At 41.3% G+C, this 26204-nt stretch carries 25 protein-coding genes and 1 pseudogene; 8 read left to right on the forward strand and 18 right to left on the reverse strand.

All coding sequences use genetic code 11. From position 1 onward, the window contains the following. Window positions 1-38: 38 nt before the first annotated feature. The 7 genes and pseudogenes from UYC_RS0117460 to UYC_RS0117490 all read right to left on the reverse strand — a co-directional run bounded on the left by UYC_RS0117460 (window position 39) and on the right by UYC_RS0117490 (window position 11352). On the reverse strand, window positions 39-1262 hold the full coding sequence (locus tag UYC_RS0117460) for an acetate kinase (RefSeq protein ID WP_016876031.1): 1224 nt from the start codon (window positions 1260-1262) through the stop codon (window positions 39-41). Window positions 1263-1289: 27 nt separating this feature from the next. After that, entirely contained in the window at window positions 1290-1928 is a 639-nt protein-coding gene (locus UYC_RS0117465; protein WP_016876030.1) for a histidine phosphatase family protein, read from the reverse strand. Window positions 1929-2127: 199 nt separating this feature from the next. Then, the gene (locus tag UYC_RS0117470; RefSeq protein WP_016876029.1) at window positions 2128-4710 is read right to left on the reverse strand and encodes a glycogen/starch/alpha-glucan phosphorylase; all 2583 of its coding nucleotides are present in this window, start codon (window positions 4708-4710) and stop codon (window positions 2128-2130) included. Between the two features lie 59 nt (window positions 4711-4769). Beyond that, complete coding sequence (locus UYC_RS0117475) at window positions 4770-5867, reverse strand: class I fructose-bisphosphate aldolase (protein WP_016876028.1); 1098 nt, start codon at window positions 5865-5867, stop codon at window positions 4770-4772. Between the two features lie 45 nt (window positions 5868-5912). Next, the gene (gene pstS, locus UYC_RS0117480) at window positions 5913-7046 is read right to left on the reverse strand and encodes a phosphate ABC transporter substrate-binding protein PstS (RefSeq protein WP_016876027.1); all 1134 of its coding nucleotides are present in this window, start codon (window positions 7044-7046) and stop codon (window positions 5913-5915) included. Between the two features lie 74 nt (window positions 7047-7120). Continuing rightward, window positions 7121-8679, reverse strand: a pseudogene (locus UYC_RS35605) (glucose-6-phosphate isomerase); the annotation flags it as partial. A gap of 273 nt (window positions 8680-8952) precedes the next feature. After that, window positions 8953-11352, reverse strand: coding sequence for a phosphoketolase family protein (locus tag UYC_RS0117490; RefSeq protein WP_016876026.1), 2400 nt, complete (start codon window positions 11350-11352; stop codon window positions 8953-8955). A 922-nt stretch (window positions 11353-12274) separates the two neighbouring features. On the opposite strand from UYC_RS0117490, the gene UYC_RS0117495 reads away from it, so the two are divergent. Together UYC_RS0117495 and UYC_RS0117500 are read left to right on the forward strand one after the other, a co-directional pair. Then, the gene (locus tag UYC_RS0117495; RefSeq protein WP_026087546.1) at window positions 12275-12889 is read left to right on the forward strand and encodes an alpha-amylase family glycosyl hydrolase; all 615 of its coding nucleotides are present in this window, start codon (window positions 12275-12277) and stop codon (window positions 12887-12889) included. 39 nt (window positions 12890-12928) lie between these two features. Then, on the forward strand, window positions 12929-13915 hold the full coding sequence (locus UYC_RS0117500; RefSeq protein ID WP_016876025.1) for a magnesium transporter CorA family protein: 987 nt from the start codon (window positions 12929-12931) through the stop codon (window positions 13913-13915). Window positions 13916-13934: 19 nt separating this feature from the next. Here UYC_RS0117500 and UYC_RS0117505 read toward each other — a convergent pair whose 3' ends face one another. The 5 genes from UYC_RS0117505 to UYC_RS0117525 form a co-directional block, all read right to left on the reverse strand. Beyond that, complete coding sequence (locus tag UYC_RS0117505; RefSeq protein WP_016876024.1) at window positions 13935-14195, reverse strand: HAD family hydrolase; 261 nt, start codon at window positions 14193-14195, stop codon at window positions 13935-13937. A 7-nt stretch (window positions 14196-14202) separates the two neighbouring features. Continuing rightward, entirely contained in the window at window positions 14203-14385 is a 183-nt protein-coding gene (locus UYC_RS0117510; protein WP_016876023.1) for a hypothetical protein, read from the reverse strand. A gap of 460 nt (window positions 14386-14845) precedes the next feature. Beyond that, window positions 14846-15064 carry a hypothetical protein gene (locus UYC_RS0117515; RefSeq protein ID WP_016876022.1) on the reverse strand — a complete coding sequence of 73 codons (219 nt, stop codon included), beginning with the start codon at window positions 15062-15064 and terminating at the stop codon, window positions 14846-14848. Between the two features lie 257 nt (window positions 15065-15321). Then, on the reverse strand, window positions 15322-15633 hold the full coding sequence (locus UYC_RS0117520) for a DUF3181 family protein (protein WP_016876021.1): 312 nt from the start codon (window positions 15631-15633) through the stop codon (window positions 15322-15324). Window positions 15634-15747: 114 nt separating this feature from the next. After that, the gene (locus UYC_RS0117525) at window positions 15748-16005 is read right to left on the reverse strand and encodes a 2TM domain-containing protein (RefSeq protein WP_016876020.1); all 258 of its coding nucleotides are present in this window, start codon (window positions 16003-16005) and stop codon (window positions 15748-15750) included. Between the two features lie 958 nt (window positions 16006-16963). Between UYC_RS0117525 and UYC_RS0117530 the strand changes: the two genes are divergently transcribed. Continuing rightward, on the forward strand, window positions 16964-17734 hold the full coding sequence (locus tag UYC_RS0117530) for a TIGR04222 domain-containing membrane protein (protein WP_016876019.1): 771 nt from the start codon (window positions 16964-16966) through the stop codon (window positions 17732-17734). A 104-nt stretch (window positions 17735-17838) separates the two neighbouring features. After that, a complete protein-coding gene (locus tag UYC_RS0117535; protein WP_016876018.1) occupies window positions 17839-18303 on the forward strand; it encodes a hypothetical protein in 465 nt (154 codons plus the stop codon). Between the two features lie 32 nt (window positions 18304-18335). On the opposite strand, the gene UYC_RS0117540 is transcribed toward UYC_RS0117535, so the two are convergent. Beyond that, window positions 18336-18734, reverse strand: a complete 399-nt coding sequence (locus UYC_RS0117540) for a nuclear transport factor 2 family protein (RefSeq protein ID WP_016876017.1) — start codon at window positions 18732-18734, stop codon at window positions 18336-18338. A gap of 511 nt (window positions 18735-19245) precedes the next feature. Between UYC_RS0117540 and UYC_RS0117545 the strand changes: the two genes are divergently transcribed. Then, window positions 19246-21327 carry a potassium channel family protein gene (locus tag UYC_RS0117545; RefSeq protein ID WP_016876016.1) on the forward strand — a complete coding sequence of 694 codons (2082 nt, stop codon included), beginning with the start codon at window positions 19246-19248 and terminating at the stop codon, window positions 21325-21327. A 22-nt stretch (window positions 21328-21349) separates the two neighbouring features. Here the strand turns inward: UYC_RS0117545 and UYC_RS0117550 are convergent, their stop codons facing one another. Continuing rightward, on the reverse strand, window positions 21350-22069 hold the full coding sequence (locus UYC_RS0117550) for a thermonuclease family protein (protein WP_016876015.1): 720 nt from the start codon (window positions 22067-22069) through the stop codon (window positions 21350-21352). Window positions 22070-22260: 191 nt separating this feature from the next. Between UYC_RS0117550 and UYC_RS0117555 the strand changes: the two genes are divergently transcribed. Beyond that, entirely contained in the window at window positions 22261-22638 is a 378-nt protein-coding gene (locus tag UYC_RS0117555; RefSeq protein WP_016876014.1) for a Uma2 family endonuclease, read from the forward strand. Between the two features lie 90 nt (window positions 22639-22728). On the opposite strand, the gene UYC_RS0117560 is transcribed toward UYC_RS0117555, so the two are convergent. Next, window positions 22729-22911 carry a DUF4278 domain-containing protein gene (locus UYC_RS0117560; protein WP_016876013.1) on the reverse strand — a complete coding sequence of 61 codons (183 nt, stop codon included), beginning with the start codon at window positions 22909-22911 and terminating at the stop codon, window positions 22729-22731. Window positions 22912-23110: 199 nt separating this feature from the next. Here UYC_RS0117560 and UYC_RS0117565 point away from each other — a divergent pair, with 199 nt between their 5' ends. Continuing rightward, the gene (locus UYC_RS0117565; protein WP_016876012.1) at window positions 23111-23308 is read left to right on the forward strand and encodes a pentapeptide repeat-containing protein; all 198 of its coding nucleotides are present in this window, start codon (window positions 23111-23113) and stop codon (window positions 23306-23308) included. 6 nt (window positions 23309-23314) lie between these two features. Continuing rightward, window positions 23315-23545, forward strand: coding sequence for a pentapeptide repeat-containing protein (locus tag UYC_RS0117570; protein ID WP_016876011.1), 231 nt, complete (start codon window positions 23315-23317; stop codon window positions 23543-23545). Window positions 23546-23674: 129 nt separating this feature from the next. On the opposite strand, the gene UYC_RS0117575 is transcribed toward UYC_RS0117570, so the two are convergent. Genes UYC_RS0117575 through rsmA form a run of 3 tightly spaced genes read right to left on the reverse strand, consistent with a single transcriptional unit; the run spans window position 23675 to window position 25830 of the window. Further along, window positions 23675-23995, reverse strand: coding sequence for a DUF3082 domain-containing protein (locus UYC_RS0117575; protein WP_016876010.1), 321 nt, complete (start codon window positions 23993-23995; stop codon window positions 23675-23677). A 25-nt stretch (window positions 23996-24020) separates the two neighbouring features. Further along, a complete protein-coding gene (gene ispE, locus UYC_RS0117580) occupies window positions 24021-24974 on the reverse strand; it encodes a 4-(cytidine 5'-diphospho)-2-C-methyl-D-erythritol kinase (RefSeq protein ID WP_016876009.1) in 954 nt (317 codons plus the stop codon). 22 nt (window positions 24975-24996) lie between these two features. Continuing rightward, the gene (gene rsmA / locus UYC_RS0117585; protein WP_016876008.1) at window positions 24997-25830 is read right to left on the reverse strand and encodes a 16S rRNA (adenine(1518)-N(6)/adenine(1519)-N(6))-dimethyltransferase RsmA; all 834 of its coding nucleotides are present in this window, start codon (window positions 25828-25830) and stop codon (window positions 24997-24999) included. Between the last annotated feature and the right edge of the window lie 374 nt (window positions 25831-26204).

Consider the following 26204-nt stretch of genomic DNA (forward strand, 5'->3'; position numbering starts at 1 on the left):
CCAATGATTGTTAGCCAAGCTTCTAAAATTCATACAATTCAATTGCTATGTAAAAGATGCCAACATTCTTGGGCGATCGCCCAGTCTTCTTGGGTATGAATCACCAAAACTCGCACTTTTGAATTAGCTGTGGCAATATCTCTATCTTCAGGTGAGCGTATATTTTTTTGGGGATCGAGTTTCAATCCCAAAAATTCAAAACTTTCACAGGCAGCAGCCCGAACATCTGAAGAATTCTCTCCAATCCCGGCGGTAAAAATTAAGGCATCTAACCCTCCCAAACTGGCAAGCATGGCACCAATGCCAGAGCGGAGACGATGAATGTAAATCTCCAGAGCTAGTCGGGCGCGTGAATTGCCTTCTGTTAGAGCCGTCATAATTTGCCGCATATCCGCAGATATACCTGATATTCCTTTCAACCCAGAAGCTTTGTTTAGTACTTGATCCAACTCGTCAGCAGTGTAATTATCCTGGCGCATGAGGTGAATTAAGATGCCAGGATCGACAGAGCCAGAGCGAGTACCCATCATCAAGCCCTCAAGAGGTGTGAACCCCATTGTGGTATCAACGCTGTACCCTTCGCGGATAGCAGCTAGAGAACAACCGTTACCCAAGTGACAGGTAATCAGGCGCAGGTGCTTCAATTCTCGACCGAGAAGTTGTGCTGCTTGTTGAGCGCAGTACTGATGGCTAATGCCGTGAAACCCATAGCGACGGATACCTTTGTTCAGCCACTCATACGGGCCGGGGTAGGTAGCCGCAGCAAGAGGCATTTGTGTGTGAAATGCCGTGTCAAAAACTGCTACTTGGGGTAGTTCAGTTCCAAGAATTTGTTCAACTACTTCCATCCCTTCTAAGTTAGCAGGATTGTGGGCAGGAGCCAGTTCGGTTAAGCTTGCGATCGCTGCTTTCACTTCAGGAGTCACTAGCGTGCTGGAGCGAAACTTTTCACCTCCATGCACGACTCGATGACCGACAATATCAATTTGCTGCGGTTTTTCTAATACCTGTGTTTCTCGGCTCCAAAGAGTTTCAAGCATCTGTAAGGTTAAGTTAACTCGCGATACAGAAGATAGCTCATCTTTGAGCACAACTCCAGTAGTTGTTTTTACCTTGAGTTCTGCCACACCTTGCTGATGCGTCCAGTCAATCTGTGCTTCCCACAGAGGTTCAGGTGGTTGTGATGGTAGGACATTTTGTTTAAGTGCGTACAGGCAGCTTTTTTGACTGCTTGAGCCTGCATTTAAAACTAAGATATTCATTTTGTTTACCAAAGACAACGCCTAAATCTAAGTTCCTGTTAAGGCACGCAGTTCTTCGGGTAAGTGGTAGCGATCGCCCAAAACTTCTAATAAAGGCCCATGCAGGTCAAATTTAACAACGCTGATCGAGGCAGCCAAAGCATTAATGCGATCGCGGTACCGTCCCAAATCGATACCTAACAAGCTACACAGAATAATCCGTAAAGTTGCTTTATGCGACACCACTAAAACATTACCTGTGGTATATTTTTCCTCTATCTCGGCAATCACTGTTGATGCGCGGCTGGCAATTTGAACAGCAGTTTCTCCATCAGTTGGAGGGTTCCAAGCAGGTTCTGTCAACCACCGAACATAATCCTCACTGTAGTGTTCTTTTACATAATCTACGGTTTTGTCTTCCCATTTACCATAGTTAATTTCTTTTAGCCCATCCCGTAGTTGCATTTCCATCCCAATTGCATCACACAACGGCTTGACGGTGGCGATCGTGCGTTTCATCGGGCTGACATAAATAGCTTCCCAGGGTAGTTTGCTATAAGTCTCGGCAAACGCCTGAGCCATCAAATGTCCTTCTGGGGTTAAATCCGGATCTAGTACACCGCAATAACCACCTGTGCGACTGTAAATAGTTTCACCGTGTCTGAGTAGGTATAGTTTTAAGCTCATAGGTTTATCGTTAAAATCAGTGAACAAGTAGCCTTCATGAACTGCGTACAGAAGAGGACAAGGAGAGGGGAAGATGGAGGAGATGGGGAAGATAGGGAAGATGGGGAAGAATTTACTCTGATTGCTTCCTCACCTCCCTCAACTCCTTGTCTCCTTGTCTCCTTGTCCTAATTTTCTTCTGCCTCCTGCCTTATACTTACTAGGTCTTGGCTCCTAACCACGCTTGAGAAGCTTGAGCAGCCACAGATTGTGCTTCTTTTCCCATGTCCGGTTTTGGCTGTACGTACTCTTGCATTTCTACATTAACTGGCTGGGCGTTCCAAATTTCTTGGCAATATTCCCGAATTGCGCGATCAGAAGAGAACTTACCCATCCGTACAGCATTGAGAATTGACATTCGCGTCCATTTTTCCTCGTCGCGGTAAGCCTGATTTACCTGCTCCTGACAGTCTACATAAGACTGGTAATCAGCAAACAGCATATACTGATCGTGATAAAGTAACGAATCTACCAACGGTCGGAATAAATTCGTATCGCCATGAGAGAAAAATCCTGAACTAATCAAATCAATTACTGTTTTCAGTTGCGAATTAGCATGATAGTAATCCCAAGGATTGTAGCCTTTGGCTTTCAACGCATATACTTCTGGTGTTGTCAAACCAAACAAGAAGAAATTCTCAGCTCCCACCTCTTCGCGAATTTCGATATTGGCACCATCAAGCGTGCCAATTGTCAATGCCCCATTCATAGAGAATTTCATGTTGCCAGTGCCAGAGGCTTCTTTGCCAGCAGTAGAGATTTGCTCCGACAAATCAGCAGCGGGATAGACTCGCTGACCAAATCTAACATTATAGTCTGGCAGGAAAACTACCTTGAGGCGCTCGCGTACATCAGGATCGTTATTAACTACCTGAGCTACGGAGTTGATGAGTTTAATAATCAACTTGGCCATGAAATAGCCAGGAGCAGCTTTACCACCAAAGATGAAGGTGCGAGGTACAACGTCAATATTAGGATTTTGCTTAATCTGATTGTAGAGCGTGATAATATACAGCGCGTTCAGGTGTTGACGCTTGTACTCGTGAATGCGCTTTACCTGAACATCAAACAGCGATTGAGGATTGATGTCAATTGCATGATTTTTCTTGACGTACTCTGCCAAATCGCGCTTAATGTCCTGCTTAATCTGCCGCCATTGTTGCCTAAACTCAGCATCCTCAACAAAAGCTTCTAGTTGCTTAAGTTCTTCTAGATGTTTTATCCAGTTTGTCCCAATTTTGCGATTAATTAGTTCAGCCAGTTTAGGATTACTCACTACTATCCAGCGGCGTGGTGTCACACCATTAGTCTTATTAGTGAACTTTTCAGGCCACAATTCATAAAAATCCCGAAGCACATCCTGCTGAAGTAACTTTGTGTGCAGTGCAGCAACACCATTGATGGCATGAGATCCAACACTAGCTAAGTGTGCCATACGGATATACTTTTCGCCACTCTCATCAATCAGTGAGAGTCTGGCAATGCGCTGGTGATCGTCGGGATATTTAGCCCGAACTTGACCGAGGAAACGTTGATTGATTTCATAGATAATTTGTAGATGCCTGGGTAGAAGTCTACCAAATAGGCTTAGAGGCCACTTTTCTAGGGCTTCAGGTAATAAGGTATGGTTGGTATAAGCAAAAGTATTTTGGGTAATCTGCCAAGCTCGATCCCAATCTATTTGATGCTCATCCACCAACAACCGCATTAATTCAGCAACACCAATAGCAGGGTGGGTGTCATTGAGTTGGACTGCAAACGACTCGTGGAAGTTATCTAAACTATCCTGTCTGTGCAAGTGCAAGCGGATCATATCTTGCAGGGAACAAGAAACAAAAAAGTACTGTTGTTGCAGACGTAGTTGTTTACCTTGAATTGGCTCATCATTGGGATAGAGAACTTTAGTAATATTTTCTGCAACCACTTTTTCGTTGACTGCACCATAGTAGTCGCCAACATTAAACGCCTCAAATTCAAATGATTCGGGAGCTTCAGCTTTCCACAAACGTAAAGTATTGGCAGTATTGACTTTATATCCAAGGATTGGTGTATCGTAAGGAACACCCTTGACAATTATATCGGGAATCCAACGAACTCGATAGTGACCGTTCTCGTCGTTATAGGCTTGGGTATAACCGCCAAATTTTACATCTATACTTGCTTCTGGACGCTCAATCTCCCAGGGGTTGCCATAGCGTAGCCATTTATCGGTGATTTCGATTTGCCAACCATCGCGAATTTCTTGATCGAAAATACCAAATTCGTAGCGAATACCGTAGCCGATCGCTGGAATTTCTAAGCTAGCAAGCGAGTCCATATAACAGGCAGCAAGACGCCCTAAGCCTCCATTACCCAAGCCCGGTTCTTCTTCCTGTTCGCGTAATTCTACAAAATCTAAACCGGATTCCTCAACTGCTCTACGCACTTGATCGTAAATTCCTAAGTTTACCAAGTTGTTACTTAAGTGTGGCCCCATCAGGAATTCTGCGGAGAGATAGCAAACTACTTTTACTTTACTTTTTAAGTAAGTTTCAGTAGTATTGAGCCAGCGCTGCAGAAGGCGATCGCGTACTGTATATGCCAGTGCCATGTAAAAATCATTTTTTGTCGCAATGGCAGGATATTTACCTTGGATGTAAAAAAGATTATCAGCTATTGCTCGCTTCAGGGTTTCTAAACTTAAACCAGTGCGATCATCTTCTACCTTGATTGTCTGCTGTAAAGTTTCTACTGGTGGGTTCATGTGTTCCTCGATTTTAGATTTTATGTAAGTTTTTATTTACCATTAGCTGTGATAAGCAATTAGGTAATCACAGTTGGCTTGTCTCTACCTGTTAAGGTGCGAATCTGAGCTATTTCATCAGCGATCGCTGGTTCTGCTAATTTTTCCATTTCCGGGCTATACTTGCCATTTCTAGCAGCGCTGTTGCACTTAGCTCTATGCAATAAAGTTTTTTGCGCTGTCTGCACATTAGCGTTATCCCCTTTCCACAACTCCAGTGCCGGCTGCTGGATCGCACGAGCGTAAGAGAATGTCACTGACCAGGGTAGAATCGAACTGAAGCGAGCATTCATCTCATGCAAGTGTGCAGATGCTACTTCATTGCTCTGACCACCGGAGAGAAATGCCACACCCTGTACAGCAGCAGGCACCGCTCTCAACAAACAATCCACAGTAGCTTGTGCCACTTCGACAACATTAGCTTGCTTGGGGCAATCCTTACCAGAAATTACCATGCTGGGTTTAAGGATGATTTGTTCTAAAACAACCCGCTGCACATACAGTTGATTGAAGACAGTATGCAGAACTTCTTCTGTAACCTCGTAGCAACGCTCAATTGTGTGATCGCCATCCATCAAGACTTCCGGCTCAACAATCGGTACAAGCCCTCCTTCTTGACAAAGTGCTGCATAGCGTGCTAGAGCGTGTGCATTCGCCTCAATACAACCGCGACTCGGAATCTTCTCACTGATAGTGATGACAGCACGCCATTTAGCAAAACGCGCACCCATCACATAGTATTCGGCAATACGCGATCGCAATCCGTCTAGTCCTTCAGTCACCTTTTCTTGGGGATGATTTGCTAAGTCTTTTGCGCCAGTGTCAACTTTAATACCAGGGATAATTCCTGCATCAGTGATTACTTTTACAAACGAAGTTCCATTTTTTTTGGCTTGACGGATTGTCTCGTCATAAAGAATAACTCCACTGATATATTCACCCAATCCTGGAGCCGTTAAGATTAGCTCCCGATAAGCCCGGCGATTTTCTTCAGTCGGTGCGATACCCAGTGCCTCAAAACGTTTGTTGCAGGTACCGTTGCTCTCATCCATCGCCAAGATCCCTTTCCCAGGAGCAACCATCGCCTTAGCAGTAGCAACAAGTTCTTGTGCGCTCATGATTGCAAATCTCCTACTTCTATTTAGTTTGGTTGATGCGATCAGCTATTTGCTGGCGCTAGGATCGTTATTTGTACCGACTGCCATTTGGAAATCTGGACTAATTCCATCTGCTGCTGCTGCCACTTTTTGAGCTACATTCTGGGGCAGAGGAACGTATCCTAATTCGGGAGCTATCTTCTGACCTTCAGTTAAGCCATATTCAATCATCGCTTCGATTGCTTTTGCTTTTGCTGGATCGGAGTATTTTTTATTCATTAACATCCAGCTATAGGTAACAATCGGATAAGAATCAGCTCCTTGTGGATCTTCAATAAAGGCGCGGAGATTAGCTGGTAGAGTTACTGCTTCTAGGGTTTTGGCTCCTGATTGCTCGTTAGCTTCAACAAAGTTACCTGATTTATTTTCCAAAACGGCAAATTTAAGATTGTTTTGTTTGGCGTAGCCATACTCTACGTAACCAATTGCACCTTGAGTTTGCAGAACTTGAGCAGTAACACCTTCGTTGCCCTTTGCACCTACTCCTACAGGCCAATTAACGGTTTTACCTTCACCAACTTTGCTTTTCCATTCTGGACTAACTGCACTAAGATGTTTGGTGAATATGCCTGTCGTACCACTACCATCGGAACGAGATACAGGTATGATTGGTTGGTTGGGAAGATTAACGCCAGGGTTTGTAGCAGCAATTTTTGGGTCGTTCCAAGTCTTGATCTTGCCAAGGAAGATATCAGTATAATTTTGCCGTGACAGCTTTAACTGCTCAACACCTGGTAGATTATAACCCAACACAATTTTACCAGCGGTCATGGGTAACATTAGTACACCCCTGTCCTGCGGCACCTTTTGGAGTTCTTTATCTGTCATTGCCACGTCACTGGCACCAAAATCTACGATGCCTTGTGTAAATTGTTCAACTCCAGCGCCGCTACCTGTTGACTGATAACTAATCTGCAGATTTTTATTTTGTCTATTTAAGCTTTGAAACCAAGTCTGGTAAAGTGGTGCTGGGAAAGAGGCACCAGATCCAGTTAATCGTATATTTCCACCAAAATCTAGTTGTCCGGCTCTAGAAACGGCGGCATCAGTGGCACTGTTATTTTGACCGTCACAAGCAGCGACGCTGATTGCCAAAACTAATACTGAAACTTTCCTGAAGCAAACAGATTGATTAATCATTGTTTTTAACGATTGACTTGTAGAGATTTGGTTACACGGGTCAAGTTATCCTGATTGAGACGATCGCCTTGCTTCAAACTGACACTCAGACTAGATGGTTGAGCGCGATCGCCATCCAAGACGACTCCACGGTGATTGGCTGCCAAATGCCGTACTATCTTATAGATAGATTCAATTTGTTCAGGTGAACCGACTTGCTGGGCTAATGTATTTAAATCTAGCGATCGCTCTGTGCTACGTAAAACTTGCAAAACTTGCCTTTGTAAATCTAGTAGCGATGCCGCAGCTTTTTTGCCTGCCTCTACACCTGGTTGGTGATAAGCATTGATATTCACAAGTGAAGCGTATAACCCCACTGCTCGTTCGTACAAAGCAATTAATGCCCCTACTGTCTGAGGATTCACCTGGGGAATTGTGACTGTAATTGCACCCCGCTGTTTTTCATAAAGTGCTTGCTGAGTTCCTTGTAAAAAGCCTGATAAGTAATCTCCGCTCGTTACTTCTGGTTCTACTTCTATAGAAGCACCAGAGCGATCCTCTAGCACTTCAATAAAAGTGGCAAAGAAATTTGGCACCCCTTCCCGCAACTGTTGCACATAAGCGTGCTGATCTGTTGAGCCTTTGTTACCGTAGACGGCGATGCCCTGATTCACAATCTGATTGTCTAAGTCTTTTTCTTTGCCGAGAGACTCCATTACTAGTTGCTGCAAATAGCGACTAAACAATAGCAGACTATCTTTGTAGGGCAGTACTACCATGTCTTTTTTACCTTTGCCCTCGCCAGCAGTGCAGCTGGATTGGTTTTGATTTCAGGCGATCGCGTCGCTGCATCCATCTCCTTAGCGCCAGCCAAAATCGCTCGAATATCAATTCCTTGTAAGGCAGCAGGTAACAGCCCCACCGCAGACATCTGTGAGGTGCGTCCCCCTACCCAGTCAAACATCGGGAACTCTGCCAGCCATCCCTCAGCTTTAGCTAACCGATCCATTTTGCTGCCCTTCATAGTGACGGTAACAGCGTGTTTAGCAAAGTTCAATCCTTGAATTTCATAGATATGCTTGACTTCTAGCATCCCGTTGCGTGGTTCGGGTGTACCACCAGATTTACTAGTATCTATGATCAAAGTACTTTTGAGGCAGTCTTTGATTCCATCCAAAACCCGATCCATTCCTGCTGGATCGGTATTATCAATAAAGTGAAGCGCTAGGGGTGGAGAACTAGGGGCCAAAGCAGATGCTACAAACTGAGGGCCAAGGGCAGAACCCCCAATGCCTATTGAAAGGATATCAGTAAACTTGGGTGCTTCAGGTGGATGAATCGTGCCAGCATATACTTGCTGGGTAAAGTTTTCAATCTCTGCAATAGTCTCAACTATCTCTTTTTTTATCTCCTCGTTAGGGGCTAAATCTGGATTTCGCAACCAGTAATGTCCTACCATGCGACCTTCATCTGGGTTAGCGATCGCTCCTCCTTCCAAAGCAGCCATATTTTGAAAGGCTTGCTCAAACTTTGGCTGTAAGGATTCTACAAATTCAAAGTCAAATGGAATGCGGCTGACATCCAAATACAATTCTAAACCCGGATGATAGTAGAGCCAGTCTTGATAGCGTTGCCAGAGTTGTTTAGTATCCATTGCTTAAACTGCTCCTATAGTCTACCTGGGGAGGGATCAAATTTTAAACTTGAATAGTTGGTGAAGTCTGAAATTTTGATTTTCACCACCAGCTATATTCCAATTCTCCTTTTTGGATTTTGTCCTTTGGTTTTTCTATTTTCATAGAATATTTTTTGAAGGTAAGAATGTTGAGATTAAGCGATCGCCCTCAATGATTACAATCCAACCTACCTTGGCTGTAATAGTTAGGGGTGAGGAATACAACCCCAACCCTTAACATTCATGCTGAAGCTAGTACGGCCACTTCCAATCAACTATTTCAGGCTTGTCCATACCGTTCTCGAAGGCATAGTTCACATTCTCGATAATCTCGTTCTTCATACGCTCTCTAACAAAAGCAGCCGCAGGGCCAAGCTTTGGTACTCGGTCAATCACATCAATGACCAAATTGAATCGGTCAACCTGGTTTTCAATTGCCAATTCTAGTGGTGTATTGATGTTACCCTTCTCTTTGTAACCGCGCACGTGAAGATTATTGTGGTTAGTGCGACGATAAGCAAGCTTATGAATCAGCCAGGGGTAGCCGTGGAAGTTAAAGATGATTGGCTTGTCTTTAGTAAACAAGCTATCGAAGTCCCAATCTGAGTGTCCGTGGGGATGTTCTGTCTGCGGTTGCAAAGTAAATAAGTCAACCACATTGATGAACCGGATCTTCAGGTGGGGAATCTCTTGCCGCAGAATCGCAGTTGCTGCTAACGATTCCATTGTTGCCACGTCTCCACAACACGCCATCACAACATCGGGTTCGTCAGGATCTGTACCGCAATCATCGTTGCTTGCCCATTCCCAGATACCAATACCTTTAGTGCAGTGCTTAATAGCTTCGTCCATGCTCAAGTACTGCAAGTGTTTCTGTTTGTCAGCAACAATCACATTGACATAGTTAGTGCTGCGCAGGCAGTGGTCTGCTACTGACAGCAAGCAGTTAGCATCAGGAGGTAAGTAGATGCGGGTAACGTCAGCGCTCTTGTTGGTGACAATATCAATAAAGCCTGGGTCTTGGTGCGAAAAACCGTTATGGTCTTGTCGCCAAACTGTAGAAGAAAGCAATATATTCTCTGAAGATACCGGAGCTCGCCAGGAAATTTCGTTTTTGCAAATATCCAGCCACTTAGCGTGTTGGTTAAACATCGAATCAATGACGTGGGCAAAGGCTTCGTAGGTGTGGAAAAAGCCGTGGCGGCCACTAAGTAGGTAGCCTTCAAGCCACCCTAACAAAGTGTGCTCGCTCAACATTTCCATTACCCGCCCATCGGTACTCAGTTCACTACCGTCTTGGTCTTCAGGTAACATATCTGCCAACCAAACCTTTTTGCTGACTTCGTAGACGGCATTCAGTCGATTGGAGGCAGTTTCATCTGGGCCGAAGATGCGGAAGTTAGTTGGGTTTTTGCGCATAATATCGCGCAGAAAGTTGCCGAGTGGACGGGTATTTTCTGCTTCAACTTTACCAGGTTCGCTGACTGCAACAGCATAGTCTCTAAAGTTGGGCAGGAGCAGCTGTTTACGCAGAAATCCTCCGTTGGCAACAGGATTGGCACTCATACGACGGTTGCCCGTTGGTGCTAATTCTTTCAATTCACCAATGAAAGTACCATTCTCATCAAATAATTCTTCTGGCTTATAGCTTTTCATCCATTCTTCCAGCAGCCTGAGATGCTCTGGGTTGCTGTGCATCGCACCCATTGGTACTTGGTGAGCACGCCAAAAACCTTCTACTTTGTGGCCGTCTACCTCTTTTGGCCCTGTCCAACCTTTCGGACTACGCAATACAATCATTGGCCAGCGAGGACGTCTCACAACACCACTACTGCGAGCTTCTTGCTGAATTTTGCGAATCTCGTTCACACACTCCTCTAGAGTCGCAGCCATGTCTTGATGCATGGTTTCTGGGTCATCCCCTTCCACAAAGTAGGGTGTATAACCGTAGCCTCGAAATAGGCCTTCTAGTTCTTCGTGACTAATACGAGCCAAAATAGTTGGGTTAGCAATCTTATAACCATTCAGGTGCAATATAGGCAGCACTGCACCATCACGAATCGGATTGACGAACTTGTTTGAGTGCCAGGCAGTAGCTAAGGGGCCTGTTTCTGCTTCTCCATCACCAACAACACAGGTAACAATCAAATCAGGGTGATCGTAAGCAGCTCCATAAGCGTGAGAAAGGCTGTAGCCAAGTTCACCACCTTCGTGGATCGAGCCTGGAGTTTCAGGAGTGCAATGGCTACCAATACCACCAGGAAAGGAGAATTGCTTGAAGAATTTCTTCATGCCTTCCTCGTCTTCGCTCTTATCGGGATAAATTTCGCTATAGGTTCCCTCTAAGTAGACAGGAGCAAGCACTCCGGGAGCACCGTGACCTGGGCCTGCCATGTAGATAGCATTCAGGTCATACTTTTTAATGAGCCGATTGAGGTGGATGTAGACAAAGCTTAAACCAGGACTTGTTCCCCAATGTCCCAACAGACGCTTCTTCACGTGCTCAGGCTTGAGAGGCTCTTTTAGTAGGGGATTATCCCGTAGATAAATCATGCCTACTGCTAAGTAGTTACATGCTCTCCAGTAAGCGTGAATCTTGCGTAGTTCCTCTGAACTTAAAGGCTTTGTTTCGGGCCGAGTTGCTACTACCATAAATTAGCTCTTCAAAATTGATGAGTTGAGTTGTTTTTTGAAGCGAATGATTCTCTAAAATGATTTAGCCTAACTCAGAAAATTCCTCAACTATTATTTTGGAAGTTCCTTGAAATTCAGTATTGCATGAATTATTGATTTTGAAAACTTAAATTTATGAAATTCAAAAACACAGATAGATTTTTAGCTTTGCAAAATATAGAAGATATAAGAATATATAAGAACTTGATTAAAAATTGATAACACTAGATTAGTAATGAATAATGACTCTTAAGTCTTTAAATTCTATCTAAAGATAGACTCATCTTAAAAAAAATCTTAATTGCGATTGCAACATAATATTTCCAAGAAAATTCTAGAAAATAAAGACTTTTTGTTTATTTTGCCAATCTTTATTGATAATGGAGTTCTTGTGTTGACTTAACATCAATGTTATTTGATGTATCTATCTATGTCTAAAGACTTACAAAGATAAGAATAAAGTGATTTTGAATGATATTATAAGGATTTGATAAGCATATCACCCAGTACAAATTTGATTGCAGTCAACTAGATAAATTTAACAAAAAACTAATATTTTTATTATTCGCTTAAATAACTTCAAATTTAAATTTTTAATTCAAAAACTAACTAAATCAAAATAAAGAATTGGTTAAGGTTAGATTAAATATGTCCTATTTTAATTAAAGTGTTCAAACATATAACTAAATTTAATTTGAAAAAACTAATGAAAGCACAAATAATAAACAAGAAGGATGCAGAAAAAAGATTTAGTGCAACTAATCCTTCCAAATTTAAGTAAATTAATACTTACAGTGTAAAAATTACTAAGTAACTCTATCAATATCCTAAGAGACTGTAACTAACTTGCATTTCGTAAGCTGAAAAAGCGAAAATTTTGCTGTTTATCTGTTGAATAGTTATGATTTTGGATTGCAGTGTTGGATATTGTGGTGGCACCAAACAGGTTAACGGCAGTAGTAAAAGGGTTGGCACACTCAAACGATTTTTTTGTCTCTACAACGACAATACGCTTGCAGGTAGTCAACGTCAACTTGGAACCTATCATGTTGCCGTTTTGGACGATCATGATATGTCTTCTCGTCCAACAAAACAGCGATTTGCTGCTCACAGCAGCGTACCCTATCACCACAAGCAAGTTGCTCATGCAGTCGGTGTCATGCTAACAATGCCAGGGATTCCCTCAATTTATTACGGAACCGAACAGGGATTTGACGGCTCAGAGAGCTATCACGACTATGGAATTGAACCTGAGCGTACTTATACTGATCGCTATATTCGCGAATCTATGTTTGGCAGTGCTTTTGGTGCATTTGAGACTGAAGGTTGCCATTTTTTTAACACAAGTCATCCTACTTATTTGCGAATTGCTGCGTTCGCACGTATTCGCAATCGTCAGGACAATATTGGTAAAGCATTGCGTCGCGGACATCATTATTTGCGCGAAACATCCTTTGCAAATCGTTCTTTCCCGCAGCACCGATCTCACTACCTGTGCGAACTAACGAAATATTAATAGTAGGATAAAAAATGCACAGATGTTTTAACTACTCTTATGCTAACGCTTCTTTCCTTTTCTCCAAATCATCTGGAATTTTTTAAATGTAACACGTGGGAAGTAGATGCTTTACTGCAAAGGGTTGATCGTACTCACAATATCTGGTTTCGTTGTATTCACTTGCGCGATCGCACGGCAATTGCCCGAATAGTCAAGTGCTTTGACCTCAATCCATCTCGTGTTGATATGATTTTCAATCGTTTTCCTAAGGGAATTGATGAAGACTTAGAAGATTGTTTTTTTGATAATTATGAAGTTCTAGTTCGTCAAATTAAACAACATGACTTCGAGGTAGCTTGCGGTAGTTTTGTGGTTGGAGAAAACTTTCTGATTACTTTTGAAACTAATGAATTAAAAATATTAAGTACATTAATCAACAATATTAAAAAGCAAAGTTTAGATATTCAATCTTGGGGAATCGATTATCTTATTTATTATATCTATAATGACATTTTGAATAATTACTATACTGTATTTGACCATGTTGCTAGAGAACTTGATAATTTAGAAGACGAAGTTTTAGATAATTCTGGTAGTGAATCTACATATCAAAAAATTGCGACGATGAGGCAATCTGCTCGCTTGGGACGCCGTAATCTGCAAAGCATCCAGTCGCTTTTAGCTATTTTGGAATACCAAAATCCTCCCTGGCTCACTCAATCAGTAAAGACATTATTTAATCAAGAATTGGTGCGTCATATCGATAAACTGTCGCAAGAATATCAAACTCTGAGACTGTGGATGTCAGAATTAATGGAAATTCAACGCGATAATATTGCTAGTAAAACCAGTGAACGAATTAATCGCCTGACTATCCTATCATCCGTATTCTTACCGATTACTTTTATTGCTGGAGTTTATGGCATGAACTTTAAGTATATGCCGGAATTAGAGTTACCTTGGTCTTATCCTGCTGTGCTCATTCTGATGGCATTAATTGTGATTGGTAGCATTATGTATGCAAAACAACAACGTTGGCTTTAGTCTTGCTTGTATTTATTGCTTAATTTAAAACTGAACGCACATCAATTACGCGCATTCCAGCTAATCGAGCAGCTTCCAAACCGACATTACTATCTTCGTAGACAATGCACTCGCTGGGTTGAACTTTCAATTTTTGAGCGGCTAGCAGGAAAATGTCAGGTGCGGGTTTGCCAAGTGCCACATCTTCGATTGCGATCGTGCTGTCAAAAAAATGGCTTAGTCCGATCACTTTTAGAGTTGTTTGTATATTGTAACGACTACCACCTGAGGCAATAGCCATTGGAACTTTACCATAATGAGTGCGAACGATCTCTGCAACAGTTTGAATCTCCTTGACTGTATGTAGTAAAAGTCAGAGCATAGGTGACACTAATATTTTGCATTACTTTTTCTACTGTTAAGCCTGCTCCCAACTGAACCTCTCCCGATGAAACGGTATCTAACGCTGCTGCTAAACCTGCGGGTGACATGAATCTTTAACAAGTGTGTTTATACTCTGAACTCAATGCCGAATGCTGTTGGACTTTTCTCAATAGCTGTTTAATTTCTCTAATGTATGATGTGGCATTTAATATTTAAGTCAACTATTTTCAGATAGATGTGGCTTGCTATTAGCTAAGGACATCACTCCATTTACTCATGTCTCTGAAAAAGGCAGTTTGATTGACAATAAATACTTGCTAATACCTGAAAAAACTTGGAGTTAATACCATTTCACGCTAATTACGATACACATAAATTTTGTCCAGACGCGATATATCGCATCTGGGCATGATCTGTGTTTGTATCAGATTTTTTGTGAAATAGTATAATGCATTGTCAATTTAAAAAATATTTTGCAGATCTTGCTTCCAGACAACCACCATGCTACAAAAATGAGCCTGAATGCTCTGCTCAGGCTCTATGATGACTTGATACTTAGTAAACTTTTTAGGAAGCTTTCGCGTTTCTGTAGTTTGCATCTATCCAGCAACGGGGTAGATCCTCACCTGAAGGGAAAACGAGACTTTGTTTTTGATAAGATTCGGGGAATTGTTCTTCTTGCCCTCTTTGCTCTTGGGCGTGAATAGTTTCAATTGTAGGATCAATTAACTCTTGAACATCAACGATTTTAACTAGTTCGCCACTATCTTTAAGTTGTAGCAACATCTAATCCATCTCCGTAATTTTACCTGGCTAAAACAGTCTTGGGTAATGTAGTTTTTACCTTTCCCTCATTAGTATCCGGTTACTGAAATATACTCCATCAATTATTGTGAAAGGAAAAACTGAAATTTATTTAAACTTGAATTTACAGTAAAAATGTGTATCAGCTTTTTTCCAATCACTGTTAGAATTGCACTGATATGTAGCACAGACATTCCCTCATAGGCTGAGGTTAGGAATACAATCAGCGTAGGTAAAAATTATATTTCGCGCTGATATTTTTCTAAGATGTCTACTAAATTGACCTGACATTGCAAAGGTAGTAAATCAATGAGAGGAAGTTCCCTTCTGCCACCGCCTAACTTGACTGGAATAGATTCCAGTACTTGGATGACATCTTCTTCATCTATTGGCTTACTGCCAGTAATTAAGGGGTACATTTGTTCTGCAACTACAGTGTGCATCTTGGCATCGGATAAATATAGATGCCATTTAGCTATGTCTATGTAGATGTTTTCGCCTATTTCGGCTGCTAAGTTTTCCAGTAGTTCTGAGGTGTTAGTCTTGGCCATAATAATACCCTGATTAACTGGAATGAATTCCCATTCTGACGATATTATCGCTCAAGTTATCAAATTGACTCTACCATCGCAAGTTACAGTCTTTTAAATTTGATTGCTCAGTCTTCAGGTGGATTTCGGTGGTGTCTGTGAGTAATTGGCGATCGCGGCAATATAAATCAGATGTACCAACAGTATTACTAACCAGCCTGCTGTTAGCCAAGGAAGCCACTCCCAAGTGGCTTTGAGGAAGTTATGAAAAAACCACAAGCCTGAGTTACAAGCAGCAAATATTGCTACGTGTACGGCAAAATTCATTCGATCGTCTAGTTTACGGTAAGCGGGGTCATTGCGATCGGGTTGACGAGGCCAACGAGGAGGCATAACTGTTTGTTACAGAATTTCATAAATTTGCTTTCTGACTTATTTTAAAGTTTTTTGGGTACTGTCGCTGTTCGCCTGATATTGGATTGCCAAAATTTTTAGGATTTATACTGACTGATGCAAAAAAGGAGGTTGGGTAAATTGCATAAAATTACCCGCTCTGAGGTAAGTCTAAAGTAGTGTTGTTTTGACAAAGTTCTAAATTTTATGTTGAGCGATCGCATTTTTGAATATATTAAAACTTCCCACTGCTGTAAAAAATACCATTAATAATTAGAATGTATTTAGTTTTGTAATAACAAATAGTTACCCTGTATACTATCAAAACTAGTAGAGTACGCCATAAGAATGGAGAAACTAAAGACAGTTATTGAAAGTGAATTTCTCTTAAAAGTTACAGTGGATTTTTGCTACTACAGATAAAATTTTTTCCATGTTGATTCATTAATACATTTTTGCATCTACTTTTATAAAGATACAAAAAAATTTGGCATCTGTTTTAAATTTTTCATGAAGACAACTCATTTCTACCTTTAGGATAGTATCTTTCGCTGACAGTAACCGATAATCAATATCAAGAGACTAAAATTTGTAATTAATTTATCCATTTTTTGATTCAACTTATACGATTAAAGGTACTAGTTTACTGCCAAACTTCTCTATGGTAAATAAAGTTTTATACATTAGTGACAATGCTGAGAAATATAAGTACTACAACTAGATGAGCGCAATCAGGAGTAGCGCTGATGAATTACAAGCAATATCAACCCTTTGGTCAAATGCAGATATCTGCTGTCTATTTAATGTGCGTTTTGTAGTTTTCGATACTCAGTAAAATCTTGCTTTAGCAAGATTGCATTTAAATAGTGTGGCTTTTTATCTTTTTTCTTGCCAACAGATAGCTATGGTTTCTAATTCGCTAATGTTTACATCTAACTATTTAAACTTATATATTGTTATGTTTTTAGCAATTTCTGCAACTATGATTGCTTTTATTTTACGTGCTAATCTGCGCAGAACACAGAATAGTTCCGACGATGAATTTCCTTCTCTTAGTACTTACGAAATTGCTTATCTTGCTGGTGGTCAACAACGAGCCATAGATACAGCAATTGTAAGCTTGGTACAGCATGGATATTTACAAGCATATCCGGAAACGCGATCGCTAAAACTGAAAGCTATTTTACCTAAAGACGACAGCCTTTCTTTGGAAAGGGAAATTTTGTATTCAGCTAGGTTTAATAGTAGCATTAGTCAAATTACAGCATCCGTTACCCATGCTACATTTCCATGCTACAAGCGCTTGCTAAATCTTGGTCTGTTGATATCTCTCAATCAAGCTAAAAACTTACAGATTTTGTCTGCCCTACCAGTCTTCGCCCTGTTGGTTGTGGGCATGAGTATGATTATTTTAAATAATTTCCAATATCTGCCAGTTGGTTTTTTGGTATTGCTGTGTACGCTTGCTATCACTATCAGTTGTAGCTTTCTATCTATACCAATACATCGGAGTAAGAGTGGCGATCGCATCCTCAAAACCCTTCGTACCAACACATCTTTTGCTAGCACAGATGCTGATTCTCAGTTGATAGCATTCGCCCTTTTTGGTGCCAGAGTTTTAACCAATAGTCCTTTAAATGATTTGCGACAAGTGTTAGTTTCCCGTTTTAGTTTTGAGCGCAAACAATATCTGCTGCAATGTTTGACTTATGCTGCTGCTTTATTTTGAGGTTTAATTGTGTCTACCTGGCTTGAAGTCGTGTGGTGTTCGAGTTCATTACGGTAAACACAAGTGTTAGGATCTTCTAGTAACTGCTGTAGTCCTTGCTGTTAATGAACAAATCATTGGATGAAGCTCTTTCCATTGACATTGGCGCTCGTATAAAAAGTAAAGCTAAAAAACCGTTTGACAATGCTTACAAAGCAGCATTAGCTACAGAGGGAGCTATTTATGTCCAAGGTTTTTTGGTGATCAAAGGTGCGTCATACCAACCTGTTGAACACAGTTGGATTGAATTAGGCGATCGCATTGTCGATCCCACACTACCACATCTTCACAAAAAAGTGGAGGAAATATGGTATTTCCCAGCACAACATTTGACAGTAAAAAGACTGAAAGCAATCATTGAAGAATCTAAGGAAGATTATCCAGAAGACGATCCACTGCCAGTATATGGTGAGGCACCTTATGAGTATTATGGTGATGTGATGTTGGGTGGAAAAGATTACTTGAAAGCTTATCAGGAAGCTGAGGCTAAGTGTGTAGAACTGAATCGTAAAATGGCTGAGAATAATTAACTGAACAGGGAACAATAATCAAGTGGTAACTGTTAATTCGATTTGCCATCGCTGCCAAAGTACTCCCGATAGCCACAAATTTTGTCTCCACGCACGTCGAAAGAAACGGCAACCCGATTTTTGTAAGGTTGTCCGAATAAAAGTCCTTCGTCTCGAAACTCAAATACAACCGTAGTCTCATTACTAGTAATACGGTCTAGGGAGGTCACCTGTAAACCTGGAGTAAAAGCTTGGGCAACGTATTGAAAAAATTCTTGTGCTCGTTGTTTGCCCACATTTAACCCGTGAAATTTTCCCATTGGGAACCAAAAACTGAAGTCTTCAGTGAGCATATCTAAAAATTGGTTCCATTCGCCTGTTTCCAAACCATGCCTGAAATGCTTAAAGGCTTGCTGGGCAACTTTTAAAGTATTTTCTGAATTTTGTGCCATTGCCACCCATCCTAAAACGAACTGAAAAAATTTGGTGTTGCCGATCTAAAGTATAAATTTGTCTTACGCACATGAGCAGAGAGTAAGAATTTTAAATGACTAATTTTTAGATTTTATACCTCAATTCAGGAACGCCAAAAATTTTACTCCTTACTAAAGCGATCGCACTCAACACAGTTTCCTTGAAATGCTACTTGTGTATCATCTCCATGTAGATGCAGTTTGACGCTGTGATATGGGAAAACGTATTGTTGCTCCCAAATGAATTCTAAGTTGTTGCTATCTCGCAGGAGCCGAAAAGTATCTACTCGCTATTCGGCGTTGCTGAATCGCGGTATGAATTTGATGTGTAGAGACGCGATATATCGCGTCTGGGCAGGGGTTTTGGCATTACGAAAAATTATTTTCATAGCCTAAATCAGCAACGCCCGCTATTCTCTGTAACCATCTTCCCGCCCAAAAACTATAATTGTATATATGCAAAAAACATATATCAAAAGTGGTATAAAATGTGTTATCTTCAGAAAACACTCATCAATCTATTAACAGTACCGAAACAAAACTAAATCGGTTTTTAGTTTGTGGATTGGGAAGTCTAGGTCAGCATTGTGTTGTAGTCCTAAAAGAGTATGGTGCTACTGTGAGTGCAATTGACCTAGTGCAACCAAAGAACTGGGATGTATCAAATTTAGAGAATTTATTAGACGATTTATTCATCGGTGACTGCCGCCAGGCAAATATTTTAGAGCAGGCACACATTCGTCAATGTCGAACTGTGCTTTTAGTCACAAGCGATGAGCGAGTTAATATAGAAGCTGCTTTTGCGGCGCGACTTTTAAATCCTCAAGCTCGCCTGGTTGTACGCTCTGAAAAACAAAATTTGAATCAACTTTTAAGTGAAAATCTTGGTAATTTTATTGCCTTTGAACCGAATCAACTGACTGCTTCTGCCTTTACTTTTGCGGCGCTTGGTAACGAAAATCTTGGATACTTTAACCTTGCAGGGCGTAAGCTGCGGGTGGCAAAGCATCAAGTTCAACCTAACGATCTCTGGTGCAATAAATGGCAGGTACATCAACTCAACACTTCTTTTCGCCGGATATTAAGTCACGCTAGTAATTCATCTGAACTGCCCAATCAGTTTTATGAGTGGGAACCAGAAACAGTATTGCGCTCAGGAGATGCGATAGTTTATATCGAAATTGCAGATCTGTTTCCCTTAACACAGCGAGCGGCAACAAAGACAAAGTCAGAAACACGGCGGTTTTGGCAGAAAATTTTCCTGGGTATGTCATGGAATCATCTCAAACAGAAGCTGACGCAACTGTGGCAATCGGGCGATGGCGATCGCTTTGTACGAGTTGCAATGATCTGTGGCATTACAGTAATCTTTCTGTCTTTTTGGGGGACAATTCTCTATCGCTGGCATTATCCCGGCATCAATATAGCAGAGGCTTTTTATGCCACAGCAGTCTTGCTATTGGGAGGATACGGTGATGTGTTCGGAGGTGTTGAATTTGAGCAACAAATGCCAGGATGGTTGCGGTTATTTAGTCTGGGTTTAACATTGGCAGGCACAGCTTTTGTTGGGGTGTTGTATGCATTGCTAACTGATAAACTTCTCAGTTCAAGATTTCAGTTTTTCTTTACTAGCTCGCGTATATCGATACCTCAACAAGATCATGTTGTGGTAATTGGATTAAATCGAGTCGGGCGGCAAGTTGCGAAGCTCCTGCTGGAACTCAAGCAACCTTTAGTTGGAATTACCAGTACAGCTGTTGAACCCAATTTCTCACTGCAATTGCCAGTCATTGTTGATAATTTTACCAACGCTTTAGCTAGTGCGAATCTGACTGATGCTAAGAGCGTTGTTGTCATTACTGATGATGAGATGGAGAATCTGGAAATTGGTTTGATGGCTCACAGTCAAGCTCCTAACAGTGGCTTGGTGATCCGTACCTACAATCGTCAATTTAGTGATAAGGTGGCGCAGTTGTTTGCTTATGCACAAGTGTTGTGTACCTCGGCTTTATCGGCAGAAGTTTTTGCTGCTGCCGCTTTTGGGGAAAATATTCTTGGCTTATTTCACTTAAATAATCAAACGATTCAGGTGGTAGAGTACATGGTTGAAGATGGCGATACACTAAATGGATTGATGTTATACGATATCGCCTATGGTTATGGTGCTGTACCAATTCTTTATCAAAAAACATCACAATCACCTGCCAAGTTAATGCCTGCTTACGAAACGCGACTTGCTGTTGGCGATCGCATGATTGTTCTGGCAACTAGTAATAGTCTGCAACGAATCGAACGAGGTGAATTGTCTCCTCGCAATTGGTACGTACAGGTTGAGAAAGCTTTAACTAGTGATGCTATTTTTGATGGTGCCAATGAAATCAGCATTATTTCTGGGTGTAGTATCGGCACGGCTAGGGATTTGATGAGAAACTTGCCTGGGCAATTACCGCAACCATTGTATAAACAGCAAGCTCAACGCTTAGTATTCAAGCTCAATAAATTGAGAGCGATCGCGCACTTGTTACCTGTTGATAGCTGTACAGAAAATATAAGTCACCCAAGTGTTAATTAATTGCGATCGCCCCCAGGTTTCATCACTTAGCAACTATAGATAAAACTTGATAACCATTGCCTTGAGGCATACATTGCCCATCAGTATCAACAGGGCAAGCTACTTGATTGGATGAGGGGCGAGTAGCTTCAACATACACTGTTGTGATCTCAACTTGTTGGTTGTGAAAAGATTGCAACTGAGCACGAGAAACTTTTCTAGATGGGCGTAGCACTAACCGACTCTGGTTGGGGAGGTTAGTAATCAGAAAAAACTCGTCCCCTCGATAAGCTCTAGACGATCTCACAGGAGGGATTTCTTCATAGATTAATTTTCCGCGCAAAGTATGTGTTTTTGATTGCTGCCAGAGTCCTAACCGCTTATTTTTAGCATTAGCTTCTGCTATTAAAAACTGGGTTTTATTCTCATTGCAATTGTGTAAAGATTTTCGATCAATCAGGGCGTTACCCTCCTCTACCAAACGCAGATTTACTGAGCGATTATCTACAAACACTTCGTCAACTGTGCGACCATTTTCATCTTTTTCTATACTTCTGATCACGACAGGACTACCTGATGGTAGCAGTTGTTTTAGCCTTTGTGTTGCTGCTAAACCATACGGCTGTTTAGCTGCTTCTGGTATATTAATACACGCTAGCCGGACTGTAGTTGTTTGCCCTGCATTATCTTTAACCCGAATTGTGCCTCCGTCTGCAACACCAAGTACTGTAGCTAGCACCAAAATTAGTTCAAGTAATTCCACGATGGATTATGTATTAATTCATGCATACAAATTCAATTCTATTCTAGTACTTAAGGTTTTGTGTTATTGATATGACAATTTTTGAGTCAGTAAAAGTAACAGATAACTGAGGCAGCAAGCGCGATATTCCCAAACCTTCTACTCAAACCAGCAAATCTCCTAGAATAACTGTATTGAGCGAGCGATAAGGATTGCGATCGCCACGTGGAGGACGCTGGGACACTTCACGAGTACCGGATGTAGTAGTATTACCACTAGAGCAGTGGGAAGCACTTTCTAATCGAGAAGCTGTTATCCAACTCGACGAAACTCCCCCCATACTAGTAGTAGAAGTCGTCAGCGAATCTACACAAACCATAGATTACCGCAGCAAACGTTCTGAATATGCTGTTCTCGAAATTCCGGAATACTGGATTGTTGATCCTATTCAAGAGATAGTAACGGTATGCACTCTAGTAGAAGGGTTTTATGATGTTGTTGCATTCCGAGGACAAGAATGTATAATCTCTTCCACTTTCCCACAGTTGGATTTAACTGCCGAACAAGTCTTGGCAGCACGACGGAACTGAACTTTTTATTATGACTGAAGCACTCTATTATAATTTTCTGCGTGGGGCGAATGTAGAAACCTACTCCTAGTTTTTGAAGAGCCAGATAGTTTAGATTTTCGAGTAACTAACTCCACGAAATTTCAAAGTTACTCCTACTGAAGAACCTGCTAAGTTAACCGGGCGAGAAATATGATAATTCCAGCCGCGAAACTTGCCGTTAATCTCGGTTTGAGCTATTTCAATATTTTGAGAATTAGCTTCATAAGATAAACCGCGATAATTCAGTTTCATGATTTAAAACTCCTGGTAGTTATTTTTGAAGTTGGTTAATTACCTGAAGTTAAAATCAAATTTACACCAAAAGTTTTCGCAAGCTCTTTACAGAACTTTACAATCATTTGGAGATTAATGTTAAAGGTAGAGTCGAAGAGCGATCGCCAGAAATTGAGTGATTATCTTTATATGTGTTGGTTAATGTTCAGGTGTATAGATGAGGATAACTGTTGAGGAGTTGTTGCAGAGATATGCTGCTGGGGAGAGAGATTTCGCTGGGATTCAAATTGATGGTGTTGAAATGTCTGAAGTTAATTTGAGTGGAATCGATCTGAGTGATTCCGACTTGGGAGAAATTTACATGAAAGATGTTAACTTCACTGGAGCTAATTTCCGTAGCAGTCGTATTGGTTAGGCTGGTTTGATCTGGTGTATCCTCAGAGATGCTGACTTGAGTGGTGCTAACTTGGGTTTTGCCCATTTGTCTGGTGCTGATTTGACTAATGCCAAGCTGGTTAATGCCTATCTCTCTGGTGCCGACATGGTTGAGACTAACTTGAACGGAACTGACTTGGAAGGTGCTGACATGAAGCGAAGCATCTTTTGCAATACCATTATGCCAGACGGCAGTATTCGCACCAATAACATCTAAAAAAGGAGAAGAAGTCTCGGCTCAATACATATGTCTGTTCGTCGTGCCTTACTTCTCTTCCTCAAAGGAGCTTCAAATTAGGTTAACACCTTTTACTTCTCTATGGTTATATAACCATAGAGATATGAACTATGATTGACGTTTAGCAAACTGCTGAAATAGAAGTTGAATGCCCAAAGCGAGCAAACCAACAGCAACTATTCCAAAAACTCCAGACGCTAAAGCAGTCATCCCTACAACTAAGGTACGAACAGCAGAGGCGATATTCAATACGATGGGATTGTCAGAATGAATTGGTTTATTGGCAAATGTTGTAGCGATCGCAATCATGAGAGAGTATGCTGCAAATGCCAATCCTCCTGAAATGACAGATCCTGTTACACAGCGTAAGGGAGTTATTTGAGCTTGTGTTTGAGAATCTGTTTGTTGGGTTGCATTGGGTTCACTCATAGGATTTGAAATTGACTAAATAAATTTAAATTGAGGATGCTACTTTAATGCCGTGTGTAACCGACTGAGTCACGAACAATTCCAAATCTGGATCGGGTATTGCTGTTGTGACATTCACTTTAACTTTTTCTGCCTGCTCTTTAGATTCGCATATTGCAAACACACTTGGTCCGGAACCAGACATCATTGTTCCCAAAACGCCTTCTTGTTTGGCAAATGTCTCTCGTAGTTCCAACACCTGTGGGTAAGCTGGCAATACAACTTTCTCTAAATCATTGTGCAGCTTTGACGCGATTTCTGTTGCATCCTTGTGCAGAATAGCTTTCACCATTGCTCCGGAATGCACTGCTGAAGCACGCGCTGCTAAATCCTCTTTATCTTTTATATACGAATTGCCAAAAGAGGCACGATAAGTTTTGTATGCCCAAGCCGTGGAAACTTCGAGACTGCGATATTTCGCCAATACTATATATATGTTATCCAAGCTGGGTAGGGGAGAAAGTTGTTCGCCTCTGCCTGTAGCAATAGCAGTTCCACCAGCGATGCAAAATGGCACATCAGAACCCAAAGTTGCTCCCAATTCTTCTAATTCCGATTGAGTTAATCCCAACTGCCACAGCAAATCTATCCCTACCAAAACTGCTGCTGCATTTGTTGAACCTCCTGCCAACCCAGCAGCGACAGGAATATGTTTGGCGATCGCAATATCTACACCACCATACTTAGCATAGGCATCAGGAAATTCTGTTGCCATCAATTCTGCGGCGCGGTATGCTAAATTACTTTTGTCTGTAGGTACTTGGGGATGGTTGCAACGAACCCGAATAGCTTCTGTATCACCTACTTTCACATCGATGCGATCGGCAAGCCCGATGCTTTGGAGTATCATTGCTAACTCATGAAAGCCATCGGGGCGATCGCCAATAATTTCGAGATATAAGTTGATTTTGGCAGGGGCGATTAGGCTGTAGGAACGCATAAAAGTTATCAGTTATCAGTTATCAGTTATCAGTTATCAGTTTTTTCGCTGTTAACTGATTGCTTAAAGCAACCCACTGCGCGATGCTGAGATCTTCAGCGCGAGCTTGGGGATTTATTTCTAATTGTTCCAGTAATTGAGTCAAGCGATCGCGTTCTACTAGAGATTGCAAATTATTTCGTAGCATTTTCCGCTTGGCTGCAAACCCCAGTTTTACCAAAGTCTCTAATTTTTGCGGCTCATCTGCTGCTGGTTCTATCTTACGAGGTGTTAGTCGCACTACTGCCGAATCTACCTTGGGCGGTGGGTGAAACGCTCCTGCTGGCACTACACTAATTAACTCACACTTTGCCAAATATTGCACCCGCACTGATAAAGCACCAAACGCTTTTGAACTTGGTTTTGCTACTAATCTTTCTGCTACTTCTTTTTGTATTAATAAAACGATTAATTCATAAGGTTCTGGATTAGGTTTAGCAATTGTACCCAAAAGTTTTTCTATTATCGGCCCGGTGATATTGTAGGGAATATTAGCAACAACTTTATTGGGATTTTGGAAAGCTGAATTCCCTTCTAATAGGGATGGTAAATCTAACTCTAAAAAATCTCCTTGTAAAAGCAAGAAATTTTCAGACTCCCTAAATTCTTTTACTAAGTGTTTACACAAATCGCGGTCAATTTCTACTGCTACTAAAGATTGCACCAACGGTAATAAACGACGAGTTAGAATACCCGTACCTGGGCCGATTTCCAGAAGGCGTTCACCCTCTTTCAATTCAGCGGCTCTCAAAATCTCAGTGAGAGCCTTTTCACTTTTGAGCCAATGTTGAGCAAACACCCTGCGCGGTCGTATCATCTACATTCCTCTTCTAATCTCGCTTTTAGCTTTTTCCTAAAAATCCATTTCTTACTTTTTTCTTACTTTTCACTACCTATTTTTGGCGCATTTTGCTCATTTTTATATTGACATAATAGCTTTTGCATGGTAAAGAATCGGATTACTGCCTGGATCGGGGAGCTAATCCAAAGAGTAGGACAGACTCAATTAGACTTTAAATATTTTCTATGAAAATGGGGATTTATCAAAAACTTAGGCATTGCATTTCAATATTTATTTAGTACAGCATTTAATTAATTACTAGCAAATTCTCTCTCGAAAAACTCCGCGTACCTCAGCGCTAACTTTGCGCCCCTTTGCGTTTAAAAACACTACGATTTTAATTACAAAAT

The sequence above is a fragment of the Chlorogloeopsis fritschii PCC 6912 genome, from assembly GCF_000317285.1.
Classification (GTDB): domain Bacteria; phylum Cyanobacteriota; class Cyanobacteriia; order Cyanobacteriales; family Nostocaceae; genus Chlorogloeopsis; species Chlorogloeopsis fritschii.